Source organism: Nonomuraea sp. NPDC003727 (assembly GCF_053586935.1).
This window is the reverse complement of sequence record NZ_JBSFNE010000001.1, coordinates 539,368-562,742: the sequence shown is the minus strand read 5'-3', so window position 1 is coordinate 562,742 and position 23,375 is coordinate 539,368. Positions and strand designations below refer to the sequence as shown.

21 protein-coding genes are annotated in these 23,375 nt (G+C 70.4%); 11 read left to right on the top strand and 10 right to left on the bottom strand.

From position 1 onward, the window contains the following. Nucleotides 1-109: 109 nt before the first annotated feature. A complete protein-coding gene (locus ACWDLG_RS02905; protein WP_449915328.1) occupies nt 110-247 on the bottom strand; it encodes a hypothetical protein in 138 nt (45 codons plus the stop codon). A 634-nt stretch (nt 248-881) separates the two neighbouring features. On the opposite strand from ACWDLG_RS02905, the gene ACWDLG_RS02900 reads away from it, so the two are divergent. Both ACWDLG_RS02900 and ACWDLG_RS02895 read left to right on the top strand, forming a co-directional pair. Then, nucleotides 882-1,745, top strand: coding sequence for a helix-turn-helix domain-containing protein (locus ACWDLG_RS02900; RefSeq protein ID WP_449915325.1), 864 nt, complete (start codon nt 882-884; stop codon nt 1,743-1,745). 67 nt (nt 1,746-1,812) lie between these two features. After that, nucleotides 1,813-2,019: a DUF397 domain-containing protein gene (locus ACWDLG_RS02895; RefSeq protein WP_449915323.1), complete on the top strand. Its 207-nt coding sequence runs from the start codon at nt 1,813-1,815 to the stop codon at nt 2,017-2,019. A gap of 507 nt (nt 2,020-2,526) precedes the next feature. Here ACWDLG_RS02895 and ACWDLG_RS02890 read toward each other — a convergent pair. Continuing rightward, complete coding sequence (locus tag ACWDLG_RS02890) at nt 2,527-3,903, bottom strand: MFS transporter (protein WP_449915320.1); 1,377 nt, start codon at nt 3,901-3,903, stop codon at nt 2,527-2,529. A gap of 69 nt (nt 3,904-3,972) precedes the next feature. Here ACWDLG_RS02890 and ACWDLG_RS02885 point away from each other — a divergent pair, with 69 nt between their 5' ends. The 4 genes from ACWDLG_RS02885 (at nt 3,973) to ACWDLG_RS02870 (ending at nt 7,443) form a co-directional block, all read left to right on the top strand. Further along, complete coding sequence (locus ACWDLG_RS02885; RefSeq protein WP_449915318.1) at nt 3,973-4,821, top strand: helix-turn-helix transcriptional regulator; 849 nt, start codon at nt 3,973-3,975, stop codon at nt 4,819-4,821. 60 nt (nt 4,822-4,881) lie between these two features. Beyond that, a complete protein-coding gene (locus ACWDLG_RS02880; RefSeq protein WP_449915316.1) occupies nt 4,882-5,910 on the top strand; it encodes a CapA family protein in 1,029 nt (342 codons plus the stop codon). A 10-nt stretch (nt 5,911-5,920) separates the two neighbouring features. Beyond that, nucleotides 5,921-6,706: an alpha/beta fold hydrolase gene (locus tag ACWDLG_RS02875; protein ID WP_449915313.1), complete on the top strand. Its 786-nt coding sequence runs from the start codon at nt 5,921-5,923 to the stop codon at nt 6,704-6,706. Nucleotides 6,707-6,771: 65 nt separating this feature from the next. After that, nucleotides 6,772-7,443 carry a TetR family transcriptional regulator gene (locus tag ACWDLG_RS02870; protein WP_449915312.1) on the top strand — a complete coding sequence of 224 codons (672 nt, stop codon included), beginning with the start codon at nt 6,772-6,774 and terminating at the stop codon, nt 7,441-7,443. On the opposite strand, the gene ACWDLG_RS02865 is transcribed toward ACWDLG_RS02870, so the two are convergent. After that, nucleotides 7,415-7,723 (bottom strand): hypothetical protein, encoded by a 309-nt coding sequence (locus ACWDLG_RS02865; RefSeq protein WP_449915311.1) that lies wholly within the window; start codon nt 7,721-7,723, stop codon nt 7,415-7,417. The two genes, ACWDLG_RS02870 and ACWDLG_RS02865, sit on opposite strands and share 29 nt — an antisense overlap. 197 nt (nt 7,724-7,920) lie before the next feature. On the opposite strand from ACWDLG_RS02865, the gene ACWDLG_RS02860 reads away from it, so the two are divergent. After that, on the top strand, nt 7,921-8,418 hold the full coding sequence (locus ACWDLG_RS02860; protein ID WP_449915309.1) for a hypothetical protein: 498 nt from the start codon (nt 7,921-7,923) through the stop codon (nt 8,416-8,418). A 121-nt stretch (nt 8,419-8,539) separates the two neighbouring features. Here ACWDLG_RS02860 and ACWDLG_RS02855 read toward each other — a convergent pair whose 3' ends face one another. Beyond that, nucleotides 8,540-9,172, bottom strand: coding sequence for a hypothetical protein (locus tag ACWDLG_RS02855; protein WP_449915307.1), 633 nt, complete (start codon nt 9,170-9,172; stop codon nt 8,540-8,542). Nucleotides 9,173-9,421: 249 nt separating this feature from the next. On the opposite strand from ACWDLG_RS02855, the gene ACWDLG_RS02850 reads away from it, so the two are divergent. The 3 genes from ACWDLG_RS02850 to ACWDLG_RS02840 are packed head-to-tail and all read left to right on the top strand — an operon-like array spanning nt 9,422 to nt 14,308. Next, nucleotides 9,422-10,432 (top strand): endonuclease domain-containing protein, encoded by a 1,011-nt coding sequence (locus tag ACWDLG_RS02850; protein ID WP_449915304.1) that lies wholly within the window; start codon nt 9,422-9,424, stop codon nt 10,430-10,432. Continuing rightward, nucleotides 10,416-11,006 carry a hypothetical protein gene (locus ACWDLG_RS02845; protein WP_449915303.1) on the top strand — a complete coding sequence of 197 codons (591 nt, stop codon included), beginning with the start codon at nt 10,416-10,418 and terminating at the stop codon, nt 11,004-11,006. The genes ACWDLG_RS02850 and ACWDLG_RS02845 overlap by 17 nt, the downstream gene beginning before the upstream one ends. Continuing rightward, nucleotides 11,003-14,308: a helicase HerA domain-containing protein gene (locus ACWDLG_RS02840; protein ID WP_449915301.1), complete on the top strand. Its 3,306-nt coding sequence runs from the start codon at nt 11,003-11,005 to the stop codon at nt 14,306-14,308. Before ACWDLG_RS02845 ends, ACWDLG_RS02840 begins: the two co-directional genes overlap by 4 nt. A 274-nt stretch (nt 14,309-14,582) precedes the next feature. Here the strand turns inward: ACWDLG_RS02840 and clpB are convergent, their stop codons facing one another. From clpB to ACWDLG_RS02810, 6 genes are all read right to left on the bottom strand, one after another. Continuing rightward, nucleotides 14,583-17,150 (bottom strand): ATP-dependent chaperone ClpB, encoded by a 2,568-nt coding sequence (clpB, locus tag ACWDLG_RS02835; protein ID WP_449915300.1) that lies wholly within the window; start codon nt 17,148-17,150, stop codon nt 14,583-14,585. 4 nt (nt 17,151-17,154) lie between these two features. Next, entirely contained in the window at nt 17,155-17,517 is a 363-nt protein-coding gene (locus ACWDLG_RS02830) for a heat shock protein transcriptional repressor HspR (RefSeq protein ID WP_449915297.1), read from the bottom strand. Beyond that, nucleotides 17,510-18,694 carry a molecular chaperone DnaJ gene (dnaJ, locus tag ACWDLG_RS02825; RefSeq protein WP_449915296.1) on the bottom strand — a complete coding sequence of 395 codons (1,185 nt, stop codon included), beginning with the start codon at nt 18,692-18,694 and terminating at the stop codon, nt 17,510-17,512. The genes ACWDLG_RS02830 and dnaJ overlap by 8 nt, the downstream gene beginning before the upstream one ends. Nucleotides 18,695-18,718: 24 nt before the next feature. Further along, nucleotides 18,719-19,312 carry a nucleotide exchange factor GrpE gene (gene grpE, locus ACWDLG_RS02820; RefSeq protein ID WP_449915294.1) on the bottom strand — a complete coding sequence of 198 codons (594 nt, stop codon included), beginning with the start codon at nt 19,310-19,312 and terminating at the stop codon, nt 18,719-18,721. A 2-nt stretch (nt 19,313-19,314) separates the two neighbouring features. Beyond that, the gene (dnaK, locus tag ACWDLG_RS02815; protein WP_449915293.1) at nt 19,315-21,174 is read right to left on the bottom strand and encodes a molecular chaperone DnaK; all 1,860 of its coding nucleotides are present in this window, start codon (nt 21,172-21,174) and stop codon (nt 19,315-19,317) included. 293 nt (nt 21,175-21,467) lie between these two features. Then, nucleotides 21,468-21,887 (bottom strand): hypothetical protein, encoded by a 420-nt coding sequence (locus ACWDLG_RS02810; protein ID WP_354907835.1) that lies wholly within the window; start codon nt 21,885-21,887, stop codon nt 21,468-21,470. Between the two features lie 375 nt (nt 21,888-22,262). Here ACWDLG_RS02810 and ACWDLG_RS02805 point away from each other — a divergent pair, with 375 nt between their 5' ends. Then, on the top strand, nt 22,263-23,150 hold the full coding sequence (locus tag ACWDLG_RS02805; RefSeq protein WP_449915290.1) for a proline dehydrogenase family protein: 888 nt from the start codon (nt 22,263-22,265) through the stop codon (nt 23,148-23,150). Nucleotides 23,151-23,375 lie beyond the last annotated feature (225 nt).

The window sequence follows — 23,375 nt, the reverse complement described above, 5'->3', positions numbered from 1 at the left end:
CTTCGACGCTCGGGAGACCCCGGCCCTCTCCCGGATGGCTCAGGCGGGAACGAGCAGCTTCGCGGTATCGAGGCGGCTCCTCGATGTCGGCACGGGATTGCGCGACATTTCACGACACCTCTTCGGGAACGAGCGAGGTACGCGGCACCTTGAGCTGGTCGAACCGCGGGTCGCGGTACGAGCGGGAGCCGAACCGGGTACGGGAGACGGTCCAGCCGCGCCGGTGAGCGAACTCGTCGGGCTCCATGCAGATGTCCCTGTCCGCCCACGCGATCCACCCTGCGATCAGTTCCCGGGCCGGGGACTTGATTCGGCTGAGTCCCTTGGTACCTTGTGAGTACATAGAAGACCCCTTTCGCGGCATTCTTGAGGTGGACTTCTGGCCGGGCCTGGCGCTGAGGCTCGACCGTCACCCGGGTGGCAGCCCGTTGACGGTGCCGGTGCGGGATCAGCGTCGGTCCGGCTTCGTGCTGAGTGCCTGTGTCGCCTCTATCTGAACGGCGCCGTTGCCGGAAGGGCGGCCTGCAGGGGCCGCGATTGAAGCATCGGGGGAAGGCTCCGCGTCCGCCATCTCGCCTTCCTGGCCTGATCGTCCCTCTGTGAACTGGCTGCGGCAATAGCTGGCGCGAAAGAAAATTCAAATTTCTTCGCAATTCCCGCTGCTAGATGCGGCGCACGAGTACATGCAACTTGCACGCAACCTGTCGGGCGGCATGTACAGCCGGGAAGTCCCCGACGCGCATCCATACGCTCGCGTCCATGGCTTTTCTCTTGCCCCCACCGTCCTCCCATGGAAGCCTTATGGCAAGTCTTCGTGCGAGTCCCCGTGCAACTTGCACGGTCTCCACCCCACTCTCGTTCCCGGTTGAGGAGAGCGGACGGTGCCATCAGAGCAGGGCAGCCCGACGGTGCGCAGGCTCAAGCTCGGTCAGGAGCTGCGCCATCTGCGCGAGCGAGGGAAGCTGACCGGCGCCCGAGCCGCGAGCCTGCTCGGCTGGTCGCCGAGCAAGGTGAGCAGGATCGAGTCCGCGAAGACGATGCCGAGCGAGGCGGACATCAAGGCGATGGCGGAGCTCTACCATGCCGGCGACGAAAAGGTCGTCGAGTTGCTCGGCCTGTTGCATGATGCGGATCAGCGCGGCTGGTGGGAAGATTACGAAGACGCCCTGCCCGGGGAGTACACAAGACTGCTCGGGCTGGAAGCGGAGGCCATCGATCAACGAGACTGGGAACCCCAGATCGTGCCAGGCCTCCTCCAAACCGAGGACTATGCCAGAGAAGTCATTCTGGCCACTCGTGGCATCGCGCGAATCACGCACAGCGGTGTTCGCAGCAGGGTCGAGGCCCGCCTCGACCGGCAGCAACGCGTCCTGCACCGGCCGGATCCACCCACGCTCTGCGTGATCCTGGACGAGTCGGTCCTGATGCGCCGCTTCGGGGAACCCTCGGTGATGCGGGAACAGATGGAGCACCTCCTCGAGGTCTCCCAGCTCTCGCATGTCAGTGTCCGTGTCCTGACCTTTGAATCACGTCATCCGGTCAACACGGGAGCTTTCATCCATCTGAGGTTCGCGGCGTTCGACGATGTCGTCTACCTGGAGTCGCTGTACGGTGCGCGCTTCGTCGAGGACCTCGAACTGGTGGCTGGATACGAAACCGCCTTCGACCACATCGGATCCGAAGCGCTCGATGAGGACGAGTCACGCGTGCTCATCCAACACAAGGCGATGATGTGGCGGCGTTGACGACAATTCCGAACAAATAGGGGCAATGGCGCCCCTTTGCCCATTTGGGGAGAAAATGCACATCGATATGAGCAGGGCGGGTTGGCGCAAGAGCCGGTACTGCAACGGCGCGGCGGCTTGCGTCGAGTTCGCCCAGCTGGCGGACGGCAACGTGGCCCTCAGGGACAGCAAGCACGAGGACGGTCCTGTCCTGGTCTTCACCCCGGACGAGTGGGCCGCTTTCGCGGCGGGTGTTCGCGACGGCGAGTTCGACCTCGTGGCCGCGTCCGCATAAAGAACGGCCCTGGCAGGTTGCTGGCACAACCCTCAGGGCCGTTCGGAAGGAGCCTCGATCCGGCGTCCTCTCTTGTCTGCTCAGCACGAAGTCGAGCATGAAGATCTTCATATCATTGCACGTTGATCATTCCGGTCAGGCTCCCGGGTGCGCCGTTTCCGCCTGCTTCCCACGACCAGCGCGACGACCGCCGCGACGAGCACGGCGATACCCCACTGGATCGGCCTGACGTCGCGAGCGGGAGGTCCTTCGGCATGCGAAGGGCTGGGCTCCGCCGCCTCGCCTCCCCCGCTCCAGACCCCGTCGACGATCCGGTGGAACTCCGCCCGAGGACCGTCGGCCATACGGCGCCGGTGCTCCCGCGTGACCGCCCAGAACCGCCGCCTCACGGCTGTCCCGTCGGCGGAAGGCGGCGCGCATGCGTTCACCGTGACACGGGGTTCCCGCAGAGGAAAGGCTCGCGTCCGAGCGGAGCGCGAGCCTGCCGCGTCATGACGCCGGGGAGGTCTACGCCTGGGAGATCTTCGGGCGGATGAGGAAGATGGAGCTCAGCCCGGCGAGGACGGCAAGCGCCGCCAACGCGACGGCCGTCCCCAGCGAGGCCTGTCCGGAATGGCCCTGCATGAGCGAGATGAACAGCGTGCCGACCGTGGCCACCCCGATCACCTGGCCGAGCTGCATGACCGTCAGCAGCGCGCCGCTGGCGTCGGCCGCGTAGGCGGCGTCCACCCGCTGGGTGGCCATGTTGGTCACCGCGATCTGCACGCCGAGCCCGGCGCCGATCAGCGCGCTGACGATCGCGTACGGCAGGCCGCCCTCCGAAGCGGCGGCCAGCCCGAGGTACGCGGGCGCGGCGACGACGTAGCCGAAGGGCACCAGCGACCGCTGCAGCCGCTGCGGCAGCCGGGGCCAGGCCAGCCCGACGGCGGCGAAGGCCAGCGCGCACGGCACCAGCATCAGCCCGGACATCAGCGGTGTCAGGTGCAGCTCGCCCTGGAGGTGCAGGGCCGAGGTGAAGAGGAAGGCTCCCCACGTGGCGGGCCCGAACAGCAGGACCGCCAGTCCTGGCCGCATGCCGGGAGCGCGCAGCACCCTGGCGTCGACCAGCGGTCGGCCGCCGCGCGCGGTCACCCAGCGCTCGACGCGGACGAACAGCGCGAAGACCGCCAGGCCGGCCGCCATCGACGCCCATCCCCACAGCGGCCAGCCGAGCTCGCGGCCCAGCACCAGCGGCACGATGACGAGCAGGACCGCCGACGACAGCGTGACCAGGCCGAGCGGGTCCAGGCCCGTACGGCCGCCGCCCTGGTCGGCGGGCAGTACCCGCAGGCCCGCCACGAGCAACAGCACGCCGATCGGCACGAGCACCAGGAACACGATCCGCCAGCCCGCGCCCAGGCCGAGCAGGATGCCGCCGAGCGCCTGGCCCACCACGATGCCGCCGCTCACCACGGCCGACCACAGCGCGATCGCCCTGCCTCGCGCCTCTCCCTGGTAGTTGCGCTGGATCAGGGTGAGCACCTGCGGCATCATGAGCGCCGCTCCCGCGCCCTGCGCGAAACGGAAGGCGACCAGCACACCCGTCGACGGCGCCAGTCCGCAGCCGAGCGTGGTCAGGGTGAACAACGCGAGGCCGGTCAGGAAGGTGTTGCGATAGCCGAACAGGTCCCCGACCCGGGCCCCGGTGATCAACAGGACGGCATAGGTGATGGTGTAGCCCGCCACGATCATCTGCAGTCCCGCCCCCGACGAGCGCAGGTCTGCTTCGATCGTCGGGGTGGCGACGTTGACGATGTTGACGTTGAGGACGGCGAGGAACTGGCCGAGCAACACGATGGGCAGGAGCAGGCCGGTGGTGCTCCTGGTAGTCGGGGTGTGGGTCATGCTACCAATGTGGTGGGCCGTGGATACTAGTAAAAAGAGTCCGATTATCCCGGTATTGGTGGCACCTGGATGAGTAAGCGACGTGATGACCTGGCCGCTTTTCTGCGCTCTCGGCGGGAGCGGGTCACGCCCGAAATGGCGGGCCTGCCGCCGGGCACCCGCAGGCGTACCCCCGGCCTGCGCAGGGAGGAGGTCGCCCATCTCGCCGGCGTGGGTGTCACCTGGTACACGTGGCTGGAGCAGGGCCGGCCCATCAACGTCAGCCTGCAGGTCCTCGACTCCATCGCGCGCACGCTCATGCTCGACGTCGCCGAGCGCCAGCAGCTCTACCTCCTGGCGGGCCACGCCGTCGCCCCGCCCGTGCGCGACTCCACCCGTGTCACGCCGGCCATGCAGGAGATCATCAACAGGCTGAGCCCGTTGCCGGCCGCCTTCAGCACCAGCCGGCACGACGTCCTGGCGTGGAACGCCGCCTACGCCGCGCTCTTCCCCGAGCTGGTCAGCGCCCCGGCGGAGGAGCGCAACACGCTGTGGCAGTGCTTCGTCGGCGCCCAGTGGCGGACGGCGCTGGTCGACAGGGAGCAGGAGCTGCACGGCAGCGTCGCCGTCTTCCGCGGCGCCTACACGCGCCACGCCGACGACCCCTTGTGGCGCGACTTCGTGAAGCGGCTGTCGGCGGCCAGCCCCGAGTTCGCCGCCCTGTGGGCCACCCACGACGTCGCCGATCCCCGCTCGCGGGAGAAGACGTTCGACAACGACCAGGTCGGACGGCTGCGGTTCACCAGCACGCTGTTCAACTGCACGGCCGCGCCCGAGACCCGTATGATCGTTTACACTCCCGTCGACGAGGCGACGCACTCCGCCGTGGTGTGGCTCACCGCGCACAGCGAGCGCGCGCATGGCATGCTCGGTGCCTGAAGACCGGGAGGGCAGATGAGACCGAGCCGCGCTGTGGCCGTTGTGGGTGTCGTGATCGCAATGACCGCCTGTGCGGCGGCGGAGTCCGAGCCGACCCCTGAGGCGGCCGAACGGCCGACGATCTCGCCCAGCCTGCCGAAGGAGCCCGAGCGCACGCCGTACACGATCTCCTTCGGGGGTGACGTGCACTTCGAGGGCGTGCTGAGAGGCAGGCTCGCCAACCCGCGCACCGCGCTCGGTCCGATCGCCAAGGTGCTGAGGTCGTCGGACCTGGCGATGGTCAACCTGGAGACGGCCATCACGACGGGCGGCACGCCGGCGCCGGGCAAGCAGTACACCTTCCGCGCGCCGGCCTCGGCGTTAACCGCGCTCAAGGCGGCCGGGGTGGACGTGGCCTCGATGGCCAACAACCACGGCATGGACTACATGGACGGCGGCCTGGCCGACTCGCTCGCCTCGATCAGGAAGTCCAGGTTCCCCGTCGTGGGCATCGGCAGGAACGAGACCGAGGCCTACAAGCCCTACCGCGTCACGGTGAACGGCAACCGCGTCGCGATCATCGGCGCCACCCAGGTGCTCGACTCGGAGTTCATCCAGGCGTGGACCGCCGCGGGCGACAAGGGCGGGCTGGCCTCGGCCAAGAACGAGGACCGCCTCATCAGAGCGGTACGGCAGGCCCGCAAGAGCGCCGACACGGTGATCGTGCACCTCCACTGGGGCACCGAGATGCAGAAGTGCCCCAACCCGGCACAGCGCGCTCTCGCCCCCAAGCTGGTCAAGGCGGGCGCGGACGTCATCGTCGGCGGACACGCGCACATCCTGCTCGGCAGCGGGTTCGTCGGCAACGCCTATGTCAACTACGGCCTGGGCAACTTCGTCTTCTACAACTGGGGGCCCGAGACCGGCAGGACCGGCGTCCTCACGCTCACCATCGACGGGCGCAAGGTGCTCAAGGACAAGTGGACGCCCGCCACCATCCAGGGCGGTGTGCCGGTCCCGCTGACCGGGGCGGCCAGGACCCAGGCGGTCTCCCAGTGGAAGGACCTGCGTTCGTGCACGGGTCTGGCCGGGAGCCCAGCCGACAGCTAGCCTCTGGACCGTGCGTCTAATAGATTCCGGTGAGGTTCGATTAGCCGTCCACGAGCAGGGCGACCCTGCGAAACCGACGATCGTGCTCCTGCACGGTTATCCCGACGACCACCACGTGTGGGACCGGGTCGTCCCGCTGCTCGGCGGCTATCACATCGTCCGGTACGACGTGCGAGGCGCCGGCGCCTCCACGGCGCCGCGCTCGCCCGGCGGCTACCTGCTCGACCGGCTGGCCGCCGACATGGACGCGGTGCTCGACGCCGTCGGCAAACCCAAGGTTCACCTCGTCGGCCACGACTGGGGCTCCATCCAGGGGTGGTACTTCCTCGGCAGGAGCGACAGGTTCGCCTCCTTCACCACGATCGGCGGCCCCGGCCTCGACCAGGCCGCCGCCTTCTTCCGCCAGGCCCGCCCGAGCAGGGCGCTCGGCCAGCTGCTGCGGTCGTGGTACATCGCCGGGTTCCAGCTCCCCGTGCTGCCCGAGCTGATCGTGACGCGGCTCGCCCGTCCGCTCGGGGCCACCGCCGCCGACGCCCGCAACGGGCTCAACCTCTACCGCGCGAACATGCTCACCCGGCTGCGCCGCCCCGGCGACCCCCGCGTGCGCACGCCCGTGCAGCTCATCCGGTGCACCCGCGACCCGTTCGTCTCCCCGTGGCTGCTCGCCTCGCTCGGGCAGTGGGCGCCGGCGTTCACGCACGAGAGGCTCGTCGCCGACCACTGGCCGCAGCGCACGCGGCCCGAGGCCGTCGCCAAGCTGGTCGCCGCGTTCGCCGACCGCTGGAACGCGTCGTGACCCGCATTTGCACGTCGTTCTACAATCGCGGTTTTCCCGGCGGCGCCCGGCGTATTGGAGGCAAGATGAAGTCCGTGTCCTCTCTGCCGGATGACGAAGACGGCACCGAGCTAGCGACGCTCCGCCGTCAGCCCGCGCAGCGCCGTAGCGCTCGCAGGGTCGAGCGGATGCTCGACGCCTGCGCCCACCTGCTCGACGACGTCGGCTACGAAGCCCTCTCGACCACCCGCATCGCCGAGCGCGCCGGAGTCGCGATCGGCTCGGTCTACCAGTTCTTCCCCGACAAGCGGGCCATCACCCAGGAGCTGACCAGGCGCAACGTCGAGCTGTTCGTCTCCAGGGTCGGCGCCCGCTTCCTCGACGAGGACTACCGGGGATGGTGGGACGCCGTCGACGCGATCATCGACGAGTACGTCGCCATGCACAGGACCGTCCCCGGTTTCAAGAGCCTCCACTTCGGCGACGTCGTCGACCTCAACCTGCTCGACTCCGACTCCGAGAACAACATGGTGATCGCGGGACGGCTGCGCGGCCTGCTGCTCCAGGAGTACGGCCTGGCCGACAGCGAGGAGCTCGACGTGGCCGTCCTGGTGGCCGTCGAGGCGGGCGACGCCGTACTCAAGCTGGCCTTCCGCCGCGACCCTGCGGGCGCGCCCGACATCATCGAGGCCGCCAAGCAGCTCATCAGGTCGTTCCTGTCACGCAGGCTCAGTCCGCGCCGGTCACGCCAGGCGTGATCGGCCCGTACTCGGGCGCCGGCACCACCGGCTGCTCCGCGGGCACGAGCGCGCGCGGCGCGGTGGGTCTCGCCTTCAGCCGGTTCGCGGGAACGGGGGAACAGGGACGGGGCAGCGAGACCATCTGGATCTTGTTCGCCAGCCGCGCCTGCATCATCGCCACCCTGAGCTCGGCCGCCTCCACGGCCTCCATCCGGGCGGAGAAATAACCGGCGGTACCCGGGATCACCGTCGACAGCACCGCGGCACAGGCGATCATGAAGGTCACATGCTTGGCCATGCCCAGCCCCTTCCGCCCCTGATGACGTGTGCCATATATGCCCTTGGTCCTGGAGAGACACGCGGTGTGTAGTGGGGTTTGCACGAATCGTTGCCGAAGCTGTGCAGAGGCGGTGATGTTGCATTGTCCAGGCAAAACCGGGACCAGCTCGGTAGTCTCGCGGTGTGGCGCATGTGACCCGTGAGCACCTTGATCGAATGCTGGAGCAGGCACTGCTGGCCGACGACCACAGTTCGCTGGCCCGGCAGCTGAGCGAGCTCGCCCTCACCTACTCCTCGGGCGACATCTCCCGCGCGGCCATCTTCGTGCTGGCCGCCGAGGAATGGAAGCAGGCGGGGCAGCCGGCCCGGGCGCTCGAGTGCTTCCAGCGGGCGGTGGACGACGGCGGCGAGTCGATGATCGACCCACGGGCCGGCATCGCCGACACGCTCTTCGAGCTCGACCGGCCAGGCGAGGCACGAGAGATCATCGAGACGCTCAGGGCGGAGGGCGCGCTCACGCCCGCCACGGCGCACAACATCGCCGAGACGCTGGTGGCGTACGGTGACCTGCAGGGCGGGCTCGAGTGGGCGACCCAGGCGGCGCTCAGCTGCGCCGAGGACGACCCCGAGCACGTCGCCCTCCTGCGCACCCGCTACCGGATCAGGCTCGACCTGGGGCTGCCGGAGGACGAACTCGACTCCCTCGTCTCCTGACACGCGCTCTCTCCAGGACCCGCGGCCACCGGGCGCGGACCCCCGGTTCCACACGGGGAAGGGCCGTGCCCGGGAAAGGGGGCACGGCCCTGGTCTGGGGTGCGGGAGCGAAACCGCGTCCTCAGTTCTGCAGGGGGTCCAGCCCCAGTCCCGCCTTGCCCACGGCGTCGGTGACCCGCTTGACCCCGTCCAGCTCGAGCGCCTTCTTCGTCTCCTCGTTGACGGTCTGACCCGCCTTCCCGACCGCGTCCTTGACCGGGGCCGCCAGCTTGAGCGGCGCCTTCTCCCCCTCGACCACGTCCGGCAGCGCGGGCAGGGCCTGCGACGGCAGATCGGGCAGCCACGGGAGGGCGGAGACCCTGTCGGCGTTGGGCAGCGACGGCAGCCCCACCGGGTCGGGCGCGGTGGACTGGTGCGCCACCGCCGGCAGGCCGGACTCCTCGGGCAGCGCCACCGGGAGCGCGGGATGACCGGCGCCGGCCGCGACGCCACCCATGTCGGCGATGCTGAACACCGCCGTCGAGCGTGACATGCCCGGCATGCCGAGCTGCCTGGCGAGCTTCTCGACCGCCTTCGCCGTCTCCGAGTTCGAGGGGACGGCCATCGACGTGTGCGTGACCTGAGCCCTGACCTCCGCCGCGTCATCGCAGAGCGCGGCCACCGACGATCCCTCGTTGAGGGCGATCCGCCGCTCGCACTCCTCCGCCGACGCGGGCCCGGCCGCCAAGCTCACGCTCGTCGCCAGCACGGCCACCGCAAGGACGCTCCGAATACTCCGTGATGCGTTCGACATGCACGTTCCCCCTGATGGTGTTCGGTGATCCGACGAATCACGAAGCTAGCCACGGCGGCACGGCGGCCACCGTGGCTTGGGGCAACAGTGGTGAAGCTCTTAATGATCGAGACGCGCGGCGCGAACATCTCGTAACACTCACGCGCGGCAAGGGCGATTACGTATAGCTTCAGCAAAGAGTGGATGGTCCGCGAACGAGGGGATTCCGCAGTGTCGCCGGTCGTCCTCACGCACGCCATGACCGCCCCGCATCAGGCGAGCGAGCTGGTGGCGGCGGTGCTGCGCGACATGGAGGACCTCGCCGTGCGCCGCTTCCCCCGGTGGTTACCGGGCGCCGAGGACATCCCTGGGCCGGGCGGCGCCGGTGTCAGGGCCGTCCGGTCGCTCGCCGTACGGCTGGCGGCGGGGGATCGGCACTTCGGGCCGTTCCTGGCCGACCTGGCCGAGGCGGCGCTCAGCGGCCACCCCGGTACGGCACGCCACCCCGGTACGGCCCGCCACCCCGCGGAGGTGCGCGCGGCGGGGCTCGGCCGGGTGCTCGGCACCGGTGCGACGATCGCGGTCGAGACACCCTGTGACCTGAGCGAGGGCGAGGCTGACGCGGTGGTCGCGGGCTGCCAGTGGCTCGAACGATGGACGGGCCTGCGCGTCGTGAAGTCGTCGCGCCCGCCGGCGGAGCCCCCGGCGCCCGCCTCTCCCCGCGTTCCCGGTCAGCCCACGCGCGGGCGATCCGGGGCTCCTGGGCAGCCCGCGCCCGCGCCGTCCGGGCTTCCCTGGCAGCCTGCGGACGGTCCCGGCGGGCGGGGGCCGTGGCCGCCCAGGAAGGGGCGTCCGCATCACGCGAGCCCCGCCGAGCAGCGCATGGAGAGCGTGCTCAGGTGGTGCGAATGGGCGGCCGGCAGGGAGTGGAACCAGGTCTACGGCGCCCACCCGCTCGCCAACCCGATCAGGGTCGACCTCCTCTGGCGGGAGGCGTGGCTGATCGTCGAGATCGACGACGACAGCCACCTGAGGCAGGAGAAGTTCGAGTCGGACCGCCGGCGTGACGTGCGCCTGCACCGGGACGGCTACACGGTGCTGCGCTTCACCAGCGGCGACGTTCTGACGGACGCGCAGGCCGTGGCCCGCGAGATCGCGGTGTTCGTCAACGAAAGGGTAGGAAATGGCACTGTCGGTTCCGCAGGTCTCGGTGATGATCGTCCTCATGGCCGAGGCCGATGAGGTGACCAACCCGGAGCTGAAGAAGCGGTACGGGCTCACCCTCGACGGCGAGGACCGCCGTCGCCTGAACGACCTCAAGCTGGTGGAGAGCTGCAAACGGGGCAGGTCGTTCGCGCACGTGCTGACCGACGACGGTTGGGCGCGCCTGGCCGAGGAGATCCGTGCGGGCGTGAAGGTCACCTCCGGCTCGAACGGGGCCGCGCTCAGGGCGGTGCTGGCCGGACTGGTGCGCTTCCTGGCCCGTACCGACCAGCGTCTGGGCGACGTCTTCCAGCCCGCCCAGGAGGCGGACTCCCGCGAGACCACACCCGAGGACGTCGAAGGGCGGGTACGGGCCGTCTACGCCGAGCTGGCCCGCGAGCCGGGCGGCTGGGTCAGCCTGACCGACGTCCGCCTGCGGCTGGCCGACGTGCCCAAGGACGTGATGGACGCCGCCCTGCGCGGCCTCAACAGGCAGCCCGACGTCGTCATGGTGCCCGAGGACAACCAGAAGGCGCTCAGGCCGCAGGACCGCAGCTCCGCGCTGGCCGTCGGCGACCAGGACAAGCACTACCTGTCGATCGGCGCCCGATGACGGCGGAATGGGAGGCGCTGAGCGCGCTGCGGCTCAACGCGGTCCACGCCCCTGACGACGTCTGGCGGCCCTCGCCGTACCACGTGGAGAGCCTGCACCCGATGGCCGCGCTCGACCTGCGCCGCGGGGTGACCGAGGCGAAGGAGAGCGCTGACGCCAGCCCGATCGGCGTGGTGATCCAGGGGCAGCGCGGCACCGGCAAGACCCACCTGCTGGGCTGGGCGCGCGAGCACGCGCAGCGGGAGGGCGGGTACTTCTTCCTGGTCGGCCTGCTCGACGCCAGGAGCTTCTGGGAGAGCATCGTGATCGCGATGCTGGACAGCCTCTGGCGGCCGGCCGAGGACGGCCACTCGCAGCTGCGCCTGCTGCTGAACCGGCTGGCGCAGCTGGCCGACGTGCCCAGGATGGTACGGCGGGCCGTCGACGGAAGGGGCCACCTCGACAGGAAGGCGCTCGACCTGTTCGTGGAGGCGCTGCGCCGCAAGGGCGGCACCGTGCTCAGGGACGCGCACGACACGGCGCGGGCCCTGGTGCTGCTGGCCTCCGACGACCTGACGGCGCAGGACGTGGGGCAGGCCTACCTGTCGTCGCTCCCCGACGAGGGGCTGGGCAGGGAATGGGGGCTGACCAGGATCTACCGCTCGCCGCAGGAGGTGGTGCGTGACCTGTCACGGCTGCTGGCGCTGACGGGCCCGTCGGTGATCGCCGTCGACCAGGTCGACGCGCTGGTGGCGCAGTCCGGCGCCCGCCTGGTCGACGAGGGGCAGGGCGCGGTCGTCGAGCAGGTGGCCGGCGGCCTGATGGCGCTGCGTGACGTCACCCGGCGGACCCTGACCGTGCTCTCCTGCCTGCCGCACACCTGGATGCTGATCAGGGAGCAGGCGACGGACACCGTCCGCGACAGGTTCAGGGAACCGGCCACGCTCAGGGTGCTGAAGGACGCGCAGACCGCGCGGGCCATCGTCGAACGGCGTTTCGCGGCGGGGTTCGGCAAGGTGGGGTTCGTCCCGCCGTACCCGACCTGGCCGGTGTTGGAGGACGCCTTCGACAGCGCGGTCGGGCTGACGCCGCGGCAGATCCTCGTCAAGATCGACAATCATGTCCAGAGCTGCCTCGCCGAGGGCGAGATCAGGGAGCTCGACCGGCTCGACGACCCGGGAGACGGGGGCGGCGGAGGTGGCGGCACGCCGTCCGGCGCCGGTCCCTCCGGGCTGGCCGCGCTCGACGCCCACTTCGCCCGGCTGAGGGATAGCGCCGAGATCGAGCCCGCGCTGGACCCCAGAACCGAGGACGCCGTCCTGCCCGGACTCCTGTCGGCAGGGCTGGCGGCGTGGACGGTGGGTCGTGGCGCCGCGGCGCACGTGTACGCCCAGGATCCGCCGCCGAGCACCAAACCGCCCCTGCACGCCCGCCTGCGTCTGACGCTCGACGAGGCGACGGAGGACGAGGTGCACTGGTGCTTCAGGGGCATCGCCAGCACCCACCCCGTCGCGGCGCTGCACCGGCTGAGGGCGGCGTGCGTCTCGGCGGGGCTGCAGGCGGGGGTGCCGAGGCGGCAGCTGTTCGTGCTGCGCAACGAGCCCTGGTCGGGCGGGCCGAAGACGAAGGAGGCGGTGGCGGCGTTCGAGGCGGCGGGCGGGCGGGTGCTGCACGTGGACGAGGCGGACCTGCGCACGCTGGCGGCGCTGCGGGCGCTGCTCGACGAGGAGCCCGCGCACCTGCGGGAGTGGCTGTCCGCCCGGCGTCCGGCCGACGACGTGAAGCTGCTGGTCGAGGCCCTCAGCCACCCCGCCACCGCCCTCGCCCCGGCTCCCGCCTCGCCCGGCCCCGCTGCCCTGCCCGCCGTGGAAGGGGCTGCCGCTTTGCCGCCCGGCCCCGCCGCCTCGCCCGCCGTGGAAGCCGCTGCCGCGCCACCCGGCCGTGCTGTCCTGCCCGCCGTGGAAGCCGCTGCCGCGCCGCCCGGGCCTGTCGCCCAGCCCGCCGCACCCGTGAGGGCCGCGCCGTCCGGCGGGGGCTCCCTCACCACCGGCGCGGGCCGTTCCGGATCCGGGGCAGCCGGCGCGCGCCCGGACTCGGTGGTCGTCGGCACGGACACGGGCGCGGGCACCCCGGTGCGGATCGAGCTGGCGGCCCTCAGGAAGCACACGGTCATCTTCGCCGGCTCGGGCTCCGGCAAGACCGTGCTGATCCGCAGGCTCGTCGAGGAGTGCGCGCTGCAGGGTGTCTCCGCCGTCGTGCTCGATCCGAACAACGATCTGTCCCGCCTCGGTACGGCATGGCCCGAGCCCCCACCCGCCTGGGAGGACGGCGACCGGCAGAAGGCCGCCGACTACCTCCGCGACACCGACGTGGTCGTCTGGACCCCCGGCAGGCAGTCCGGCCGCCCGCTCACCTTCCAGCCGCTGCCCGACCTGAGCGGCCTGGCCGACGACCCCGACGAGTTCCGCCTGGCGATCGACGCCGCGGTGGCCGCCCTCGCCCCCAAGGCCAGGATCGACGGGGCGACGGCCAAGGCGCAGCGCGCCCAGGCCGTGCTGAGGGAGGCGGTCGCCCACCACGCGAAGCTCCGAGCGCACGGGCTGGAGGGGCTGATCGAGCTGCTGTCCGACCTGCCCGAGGAGGTCAGCGACCTGGACGGCGCCGCGAAGCTGGCCGCCGAGGTGGGACAGAACCTGCGGGCGGCGGTCATCAACGACCCCCTGTTCGGCGGTCGCGGCACCCCGGTCGACCCCGGCGTGCTGCTGACCCCGGAGCGCGGACGGCGGGCCCGGGTGTCGGTGATCAACATGGCCGGGCTCCAGGAGGACGAGCAGCGGCAGGGCTTCGTCAACCGGCTCCAGCTCGGGCTGTTCGCGTGGTTCAGACGGCATCCGGCGGGCGGCCGGCCGCTGGGCGGGCTGCTGGTCATGGACGAGGCGCAGACGTTCGCGCCGCAGGCGAAGACCACGCCCGCCACGGGCAGCACCCTCATGCTCGCCTCCCAGGCCCGCAAGTACGGCCTGGGCCTGGTGTTCGCCACCCAGGCGCCGAAGGGGCTGCACAACCACATCCCCGGCAACGCCGCCACACAGTTCTTCGGCTTCCTGAACGCGCCGATCCAGCGGCAGGCCGCGGAGGAGATGGCCAGGGCCAAGGGGGGAGCGGCGACGGAGATCGGGCGGTTGCGGGCCGGGCGGTTCTACGTGGCGGCGGAGGGGGCGGGGTTCCACCAGATCAGCGTGCCGATGTGCCTGAGCCACCATCCGGCCTCCCCGCCCACCGCCGAGGAGGTTCTGTCCCTGGCCCGCGCCGACACCCCCTGACCACAGGCCCCGACCGGCCCCGCCCCACAGCTCTCCCGCGAGCGGGACGAGCCCCTCGAGGACTGTCCCCCTGAGCATGAAGCGCCCCTCGGGGACTCTCCCCGTGTGCGGTACGAGCCCCTCGGGGACTCTCCCCGTGTGTGGGACGCGCTCCCCGGGGACTCTCGCCGTGGGCGGGACGCCCCTCGTGGACGGAGCACGCGACGGGGCCACGCGGACGTGACAAGGCCCCGGACGGGAATCCGCCCGAGGCCTTGTGGTTCAGGGGCCAGGGTCAGGCGCGGCCGATGGTCAGCTCGTCGTCGCCCAGGTCGACCAGGACCGTGTCGCCGTCGACCACCTCGCCGGACAGCACCGCCTTGGCCAGCTTGTCGCCGATCGCCGACTGCACCAGCCGCCGCAGCGGCCGCGCGCCGTACATCGGGTCGTAGCCGGTGATCGCCAGCCAGTCGCGCGCCGCCGGGGTGACGTCGAGCGCGAGCCGCCGGTCGGCCAGCCGCTGGGCGAGCCGGTCCACCTGCAGGTCGACGATCTTCGTCAGCTCCTCCGTGCCGAGCGCGTCGAAGAGGATGACGTCGTCGAGCCGGTTGAGGAACTCCGGCTTGAACGAGGCCCGCACCGCGCCCATCACCGCGTCGCGCTTGGCGCCGTTCTCCAGTTTCGGATCGACGAGGTACTGCGAGCCGATGTTGGAGGTCAGGATGAGGATCGTGTTGCGGAAGTCGACCGTGCGGCCCTGCCCGTCGGTCAGCCGGCCGTCGTCGAGCACCTGCAGCAGGATGTCGAAGACCTCGGGGTGCGCCTTCTCGACCTCGTCCAGCAGGACGACGGTGTAGGGGCGCCGCCGTACGGTCTCGGTGAGCTGGCCGCCCTCCTCGTAGCCGACGTAGCCGGGAGGCGCGCCGACCAGGCGGGCGACGCTGTGCTTCTCGGAGTACTCGGACATGTCGATGCGGGTCATCGCCCGCTCGTCGTCGAACAGGAACTCCGCCAGCGCCTTGGCCAGCTCGGTCTTGCCGACGCCGGTCGGGCCGAGGAACAGGAACGAGCCCGTCGGCCGGTCGGGGTCGGCGATGCCGGCGCGGCTGCGCCGCACGGCGTCGGAGACGGCCTGGACGGCTTCGCGCTGCCCGATGAGGCGCCTGCCGAGCTCGTCCTCCATCCGCAGCAGCTTGGCGGTCTCGGCCTCGAGCAGCCGCCCGGCGGGGATGCCGGTCCACGAGGAGATGACCTCCGCGATGTCGTCGGAGCCGACCTCCTCCTTGACCATCTGCTGCTCGGGCGTCTCCTGGGCGGCGGCCAGCAGTTCCTTCTCCAGGCGGGGAACCTCGTCGTACAGGAGCCTGGAGGCGTCGGCGTAGTTGCCGTCGCGCTGGAAACGTTCGGCGGCGCCGCGCGCCTCGTCGAGCTGCTTCTTCAGGTCGCCGACCCGGTTGAGCCCGTCCTTCTCGCGCTGCCACCTGGCCACGAGGGCGTTGAGCTCCTCCTGGCGGTCGGCCAGCTCGGCGCGCAGCCGTTCGAGGCGCTGCAGGGAGGCCTCGTCGGTCTCCTTGGCCAGGGCCAGCTCCTCCATCTTCATCCGGTCGACGTTGCGCTGGAGCTGGTCGATCTCGACGGGACGCGAGTCGATCTCCATGCGCAGCCGCGAGGCGGCCTCGTCGACCAGGTCGATGGCCTTGTCGGGGAGGAAGCGGTTGGTGATGTAGCGGTCGGACAGCGCCGCGGCGGCCACGAGGGCGCTGTCGGCGATCTGCACCTGGTGGTGGGCCTCATAACGGCCCTTCAGCCCGCGCAGGATGGCGATGGTGTCCTCGACGGACGGCTCGCCGACGAACACCTGCTGGAAGCGCCGCTCGAGCGCCGGGTCCTTCTCGATCCGCTCGCGGTACTCGTCGAGGGTGGTGGCGCCGATCATGCGCAGCTCGCCGCGCGCCAGCATCGGCTTGAGCATGTTGCCCGCGTCCATGGCGCCCTCGGCGGCGCCCGCGCCGACCACGGTGTGCAGCTCGTCAATGAAGGTGACGATCTGCCCGTTGCTCTCCTTGATCTCGGAGAGCACGGCCTTGAGCCGCTCCTCGAACTCGCCGCGGTACTTCGCGCCCGCCACCATCGCGCCGAGGTCGAGCGAGACGAGCTTCTTGTTGCGCAGCGACTCGGGCACGTCACCGGCGACGATCCGCTGCGCCAGCCCCTCGACGACGGCGGTCTTGCCGACGCCCGGCTCGCCGATCAGCACCGGGTTGTTCTTGGTGCGGCGCGACAGCACCTGCACCACGCGCCTGATCTCGGAGTCGCGCCCGATCACCGGGTCGAGCTTGCCGCTCCTGGCCCGCTCGGTCAGGTCGACGCCGTACTTCTCCAGCGCCTGGTAGGTGTCCTCCGGCGTCTCGCTGGTGACCCTGGCGTGCCCGCGCACCTTCTCGAACGCGTCGAGCAGCGCCTGCGGCGTGGCCCCCGAGTTCTTCAGCAGCGTGGCCATCTCGCCGCCGTCGGTCGCGAGACCGACCAGCAGGTGCTCGGTCGAGACGTACTCGTCCTCCAGGCGCTTGGCCCGCTGCGCGGCGGTGTTGATCACCGTCAGCACCTGACGCGAGCTGGAGGGCGCGCTCACCGTGGCGCCCTGCGCCTTCGGCAGGGCCGCCAGCGCGGCCTCCACCTTGGCGCGCAACGCCTTCCAGTCGGCGCCGACCGCTTCGAGCAGAGGTACGGCGGTGCCGCCCGTCTGGGAGAGGAGGGCGGCCAGCAGATGGGCCGGCGCGATCTCGGGATTTCCTTCGGTGGCCGCCCGCCGCATGGCGACCGACAGCGCTTCCTGGCTCTTCTGCGTGAGCTTGTAGTCCATGTATTCAGGCCCCCGGTGGCAACTCGTAGCGGATCAGCGCCTTGACCATGGACACTTCGGCTCTGAGGCGGTGAACCTCCTCACGCAGCCTCAGCGCTTCGTTCTCCAGCTCAAGAATCCGCTTGATGCCGGCGAGGTTGATGCCCTCCTCCTGGGACAGGCGCTGCACCTCGCGCAGCTGGATGATGTCTCGCATGGAGTAGAGGCGGCCGCGGCCCGCCGTACGGCCCGGGCAGACCAGCCCGAGGCGGTCGTACTGCCGCAGGGTCTGCGGATGCAGGCCGGACAGCTGGGCGGCCACCGAGATGACGTAGACGGGTGTCTCGTCCGACAGGTTGAAGTAGTTGGCGTCCATCGGCCTACTCACTCCTGGCACGTTGGATGAGGTCGGCCCGAGGGTCCTCGTTCGCGGTGGCGGTGCGGAACTCGTTCAGCAGCTCGCGCGACTTGTCGTCGAGCTCCTGCGGCACGAGCACCTCCACCGAGGCGAGCAGGTCGCCCTTGGTGCCGTCCTTACGGGTGGCCCCCCTGCCGCGGACCCTGAACGTGCGGCCGTTGGGCGTACCCGCCGGAATGCGCAGAGTGACAGGCAGGCCCTTGAGGACGGGCACCTTGATCTCCGCGCCGAGCGCCGCCTCGGTGAAGGTGACGGGAACGGTGATGGTCAGGTTGTCGCCCGACCGCCCGAACACCGCGTGCGGCTTGACGTGAGTCTGGATGTAGAGGTCGCCCGCCGGCCCGCCGTTCTCGCCGGGCGCGCCCTTGCCTTTGAGCTTGACCCGCTGCCCGTCGGCCACCCCGGCCGGGATGCGCGCCTGGATGGTGCGGGTGCTCTTGGCCCGCCCGCTGCCGTCGCAGACCGGGCAGGGGTCGTCGACGAGCAGCCCGCGGCCCTTGCAGTCGCGGCAGGGCTCGGAGAAGGCGAAGTTGCCCAGGTTACGGCTGGCCGCACCGGTGCCCTCGCAGGTCGGGCAGACCCGCGGGGTCGTGCCGGCCTTGGCTCCCGTGCCGCTACAGGCCTTGCACGCCGACGACGTGGTCAGCCTCAGCGAGACGGTGTGGCCCTCGACCGCCTCGGTGAAGGAGAGCGTGACCTCGGACTCGATGTCCTGGCCGCGGCGCGGCCTGGTCGTCGTGCCCGTGGTGCGGGTGCTCCCGCCGCCCCCCCTGTTGAACAGCCCGCCGAACAGGTCGCCGATGCGCTCGCTCGTGCTTCCGCTGTGCTGGCCGGTGCCGCCGAACAGGTCGCCGAAGTCGAACGGGAAACCACCGCCACCGCCGCCGGGCCGCGGCGCGCCCATGCCCGATCCGAACAGGGTGCGCGCCTCGTCGTACTCCTTGCGGCGCTTGCTGTCCGAGAGCACGTCGTTGGCCTCGGAGATCTCCTTGAACCTGGCCTCCTTGGCGGAGTCACCCTGGTTGGCGTCCGGGTGGTACTGCCTGGCCAGCTTCCGGTAGGCCTTCTTGATCTCTTCGGCGGTGGCGGTTTTCGGCACACCAAGGACGGCGTAGTAATCCTTCTCCAGGTAGTCCTTGGTGCTCATCTATGGCGTCCTTTCGGGGGGTTCTCAGTTGTCGTCGGACGCGGCCGGGGCGTCCTCGGGTTCGGCGACCGCGACCCTTGCCGGGCGCAGCACCCGATCACCGATGCGGTAGCCGAGCTGCAGCACCTCGATGGCGGTCGGCTCGGTCACCTCCGAGGAGTAGCTGTGCATCAGCGCCTCGTGGACCGTCGGGTCGAAGGGCTCGCCCTTCTGGCCGAACGGGGTCAGCCCCAGCTTGGTGACGACCGCCTCCAGCGACTCGGCGACCTTGGCGAAACCGCCGGTCAGTTCGCCGTGGTCGCGAGCCCTGCCGATGTCGTCGAGGACCGGCAGCAGCTCGGTGAGCGCTCCGGCGACCGCCTGCTCGCGGACCGCGACCCGGTCGCGCTCGACCCGCCTGCGGTAGTTGGTGTACTCCGCCTGCAGCCGCTGCAGGTCCGCGGTGCGCTCGGCCAGGAGGCCGGTGTCGCCCCCCGCGACAGGCGCGGCGTCCGCCGGAGGAGCGGCCGGGGCCGGCTCCTCCTTGGCGGTCCTCGCCTGACCCGTCTTGGGGTCGATCTTGCGGTTGTCGCGGATCACCGGCTCTGACTCGGGCCCGTTATCGCGCGGCTCAGACATCGTCACTGGTCCTTCTTGGGCTGGTCGTCGTCCACGATCTCCGCCTCGACGACGTCGTCGTCGCCGGCCTTGGCCTGGCCGGTCTCGCCCTCGGGCGTGGGGCCGGCCTGCTGCTGGCTCTGAGCGTAGATCGCCGAACCCATCTTCTGGCTGACCGTGGCCAGCTTCTCCGCCGAGGTGCGGATCGTGTCGGTGTCGGTGCCCTCGAGAGCCTTCTTCAGCTCGGCGAGCGCGTCGTTCACCTCGGTCTTGATCTCACCGGGGACCTTGTCGTCGTTCTCGCGGAGGAACTTCTCCGTCTGGTAGGCGAGGCCGTCGGCGTTGTTGCGGACCTCGGCCTCCTCACGACGCTTCTTGTCCTCCTCGGCGTAGGACTCGGCCTCGCGCATCATGCGCTCGATGTCGTCCTTCGGCAGCGCCGAGCCGCCGGTGATCGTCATCGTCTGCTCCTTGCCGGTGCCAAGGTCCTTGGCGGAGACGTTGACGATGCCGTTGGCGTCGATGTCGAAGGTGACCTCGATCTGCGGGATGCCGCGCGGGGCCGGGGCGATGCCGGTCAGCTCGAAGGTGGCCAGCTTCTTGTTGTAGGAAGCGATCTCACGCTCGCCCTGGTAGACCTGGATCTGCACCGACGGCTGGTTGTCCTCGGCCGTGGTGAAGACCTCCGAGCGCTTGGTCGGGATCGTCGTGTTGCGCTCGATGATCTTCGTGAAGATGCCGCCCTTGGTCTCGATGCCGAGGGACAGCGGGGTCACGTCGAGCAGCAGGACGTCCTTGACCTCACCCTTGAGCACGCCCGCCTGGAGCGCGGCGCCGATCGCCACGACCTCGTCGGGGTTGACGCCCTTGTTCGGCTCCTTGCCGCCGGTGAGCTCCTTGACCAGCTCGGAGACGGCGGGCATACGGGTCGAACCACCGACGAGCACCACGTGGGCGATGTCGGAGACCTTGATGCCGGCGTCCTTGATGACCTGGTGGAACGGGCCCTTGGTCCGCTCGAGCAGGTCGGCGGTCAGGCGCTGGAACTCCGAGCGGGTCAGCTTCTCGTCGAGGTGCAGCGGGCCCTCGGAGGAGGCCGTGATGTAGGGCAGGTTGATGTTGGTCTCGGCCTGGCTGGACAGCTCGATCTTGGCCTTCTCCGCCGCCTCGCGCAGGCGCTGGAGGGCCATCTTGTCCTTGGCCAGGTCGACGCCGTGGGCGTTCTGGAAGCGCTTGACCAGCTCGTCGACGACGCGCTGGTCCCAGTCGTCGCCACCGAGGTGGTTGTCGCCGGAGGTGGCCTTCACCTCGACGAAGCCGTGGCCGTCCTCCTGGCCGACGTCGAGCAGGGACACGTCGAAGGTGCCGCCGCCGAGGTCGAAGACCAGGATGGTCTGGTCCTTGTCCTTGTCGAGGCCGTAGGCGAGGGCCGCGGCCGTCGGCTCGTTGATGATGCGAAGCACGTTGAGGCCCGCGATCGTGCCGGCTTCCTTGGTGGCCTGGCGCTGGGCGTCGTTGAAGTAGGCCGGGACGGTGATCACGGCGTCGGTGATCTTCTCGCCCAGGTAGGCCTCGGCGTCCTGCTTGAGCTTCTGCAGGACGAAAGCGCTGATCTGCTGCGGGGAGAACTTCTTCCCGTCGATCTCCGTGGACCAGTTGGTGCCCATCTCGCGCTTGACCGAGCGAATCGTCCGGTCCACGTTGGTGACGGCCTGACGCTTGGCCACCTCACCGACGAGGACCTCGCCGTTCTTCGCGAAGGCGACCACGGACGGCGTGGTCCGCGAGCCCTGCGCGTTGGCGATGACGGTGGGCTCACCGCCCTCGAGGATCGAGACGACGGAGTTGGTCGTCCCCAGGTCGATACCTACCGCACGTGCCATGAGTACGTCCTTGTAGTCAAAGTTGAGCTTGTTGGGCTCAACCTATGGACCGACGAATGGTTTGTCAAACGAGTTGAGCCTATGCGACTCAACCTCTGGGTGCGCACCGACATTCCCGGCGAGGGGGCTTTTCCGAGTGACTCACGATCCTGAACGACAGGCGCCACCCCCGCGGTTCCAACCCGGTGCGGACGCACACGGCGACGGCCGCCCCTCGGGGACGGCCGTCGTGTGGGTTCGGCTTCTCCAGCGCCCGTGCCGGCGCTTCTCTGGCGTCTTTTCCAGCGTCTTCTCTAGCGCCGCCCGGCGCCGTCGACGATCTTGCGTTTCCCGATCGGCGCCTTCAGCTTGACCGTCGTGGTCTTCTGGATGGCGATCTCGATGCAGGAGACGTTCTGGGCCTTGGCCGCCGTGCCCTCGTAGAGGGTGACGGTCACCTGCTTGGCCGTCTCCTTCACCGCCACCCTGTCGAGCACCGCGCACGGCTCGACACCCGACCACCAGACCAGCTTGACCAGGCGGTCCTTGGCCTTGGCGCTCTCGAACCGGACCTTACGGGTGTTGACGGTGTCGCCGACCGGTCTGACCTTCTTCGGCGACGGGGTGGGGGAGGTGGAGGGCGTGCTGATCGCCGGCTGGGCGGCGACGGGCTGGTGGGGGTTCGGGCGGGCTGCCGTGTCAGTGGCGGCCGCGCCGCAGCTCAGGGTCAGCATCAGACACCCGGCCACGAGGGCTGTAGTCCGCATACCCGTATGACGGATCCCGCGACGCCCCGGTTCACCCTCCCACCGCCCATCCTTCGCGCCGGCCCGCGCCCGCCTTCCGGGCGAATCGCCCTCCGACCGTCGCGGGGTCTCGGCCGGTCCTGCCCGCAGGCGTCGGGTGACCGCCTCGGGCCCTTCCCGCAGGCGTCGGGTGACCGTCTCGGGCCCGTCGGTCCTGCCCGCGGACCTCGGGGGACGGTCTCGGGGTGTCGGCGCCGGCCTCCCGGGGTGGCCGCGTCGGGGTGCTCCTGGCGGGCCGTACCGAGGGTCGCGGGAGAGATCGGGGCGGTGATCCACCGGCGATGCGGGGTCTACGCTGGTGATGTGCTGCGTCACGTTCTCCTGGCCGCCTCGCGAAGCGAGCGCGCCGAGCGTCTCATCGCCTCGTCCCCGCTGACCAGGGGAGTGGTCAGCCGCTACGTGGCCGACGACGTGGGCGCCGTCGTCCACGACCTGTCACACCAGGGGCTGCTCGTCACCGTCGACCACCTCGGCGAGGACGTCACCGACAGGACACAGGCCGAGCGCGAGGTCCGCGCCTACCTCACCCTCCTCGAAGGTCTCCCCTCGGGAGCCGACGTCTCCGTCAAGCTCACCGCCCTCGGCCTGCGCCTGTCGGAGCAGTTCGCCCTCGACAACGCCGCGTCGGTCTGCGAGGCCGCCGCGGCCAGGGGCGTGACGGTCACCCTCGACGCCGAGGAGCACGACACCATCGAGGCCCAGCTGTCGATCCACTCGACCCTCCGCAAGGAGCATCCCGACGTCGGCGTGGTCGTCCAGTCCTACCTGCGCGCCGCGCCTGAGCGCTGCGCGAAGCTCGACAGCGCCAGGGTACGGCTGTGCAAGGGCGCGTACGTGGCGCCCGAAGCGCTGTCGTACACCTCACCGAGGGACATCGACCGCAGCTACGTCCGCTGCCTCAAGACACTCATGGCGGGCACCGGCTACCCGATGGTCGCCACCCACGACCCGCGCCTGATCGAGATCTCCGCCGCGCTGGCCGTCCTCCACGGGCGCGACACCACCGGCTTCGAGTTGCAGATGCTGTACGGCGTGCGGCCCGCCGAGCAGCGGCGGCTGGCGGGGGTCGGCTCGCAGGTCAGGGTGTACGTGCCGTACGGCGACGACTGGTACGCCTACCTCATGCGCCGCCTGGCCGAGCGCCCGGCCAACCTGACCTTCTTCGCCCGCTCGCTCCTCTCCCGGGACTGAGGCTCCCAGCGTTGCGACCGTCACGCTCTCCGGGTTCGAGGCCGCTCGCTTCCCTCCAGGAGTCGGGGTCGGGTGGCCCTCTCTCCGGGGCCGAGGCTGCTCGCGCCTCTCGCGGCTGGGGCCGAGACCGCCCGCTCCTTCTCCTGGGGAGGCCGGTCGCTTCCCTCCTGGGGCGGAGGCCGGTCGGTCCTGTTCCGGGGCGGAGGCCGGTCGCTCCTCTCGCGG

Excerpts from the sequence above, each read along its gene's own strand:
- ACWDLG_RS02895 (WP_449915323.1), top strand. The coding sequence starts at position 1,813 with ATGAGCAGGGCGGGTTGGCGCAAGAGCCGGTACTGCAACGGCGCGGCG.
- ACWDLG_RS02865 (WP_449915311.1), bottom strand. The coding sequence starts at position 7,723 with ATGGCCAAGCATGTGACCTTCATGATCGCCTGTGCCGCGGTGCTGTCG.
- dnaK (WP_449915293.1), bottom strand. The coding sequence starts at position 21,174 with ATGGCACGTGCGGTAGGTATCGACCTGGGGACGACCAACTCCGTCGTC.
- ACWDLG_RS02885 (WP_449915318.1), top strand. The coding sequence starts at position 3,973 with ATGAGTAAGCGACGTGATGACCTGGCCGCTTTTCTGCGCTCTCGGCGG.
- ACWDLG_RS02905 (WP_449915328.1), bottom strand. The coding sequence starts at position 247 with ATGGAGCCCGACGAGTTCGCTCACCGGCGCGGCTGGACCGTCTCCCGT.
- ACWDLG_RS02845 (WP_449915303.1), top strand. The coding sequence starts at position 10,416 with ATGGCCGAGGCCGATGAGGTGACCAACCCGGAGCTGAAGAAGCGGTAC.
- ACWDLG_RS02810 (WP_354907835.1), bottom strand. The coding sequence starts at position 21,887 with ATGCTGACCCTGAGCTGCGGCGCGGCCGCCACTGACACGGCAGCCCGC.
- grpE (WP_449915294.1), bottom strand. The coding sequence starts at position 19,312 with ATGTCTGAGCCGCGCGATAACGGGCCCGAGTCAGAGCCGGTGATCCGC.
- ACWDLG_RS02840 (WP_449915301.1), top strand. The coding sequence starts at position 11,003 with ATGACGGCGGAATGGGAGGCGCTGAGCGCGCTGCGGCTCAACGCGGTC.
- dnaJ (WP_449915296.1), bottom strand. The coding sequence starts at position 18,694 with ATGAGCACCAAGGACTACCTGGAGAAGGATTACTACGCCGTCCTTGGT.
- ACWDLG_RS02890 (WP_449915320.1), bottom strand. The coding sequence starts at position 3,903 with ATGACCCACACCCCGACTACCAGGAGCACCACCGGCCTGCTCCTGCCC.
- ACWDLG_RS02860 (WP_449915309.1), top strand. The coding sequence starts at position 7,921 with ATGCTGGAGCAGGCACTGCTGGCCGACGACCACAGTTCGCTGGCCCGG.
- clpB (WP_449915300.1), bottom strand. The coding sequence starts at position 17,150 with ATGGACTACAAGCTCACGCAGAAGAGCCAGGAAGCGCTGTCGGTCGCC.
- ACWDLG_RS02870 (WP_449915312.1), top strand. The coding sequence starts at position 6,772 with ATGAAGTCCGTGTCCTCTCTGCCGGATGACGAAGACGGCACCGAGCTA.
- ACWDLG_RS02880 (WP_449915316.1), top strand. The coding sequence starts at position 4,882 with ATGACCGCCTGTGCGGCGGCGGAGTCCGAGCCGACCCCTGAGGCGGCC.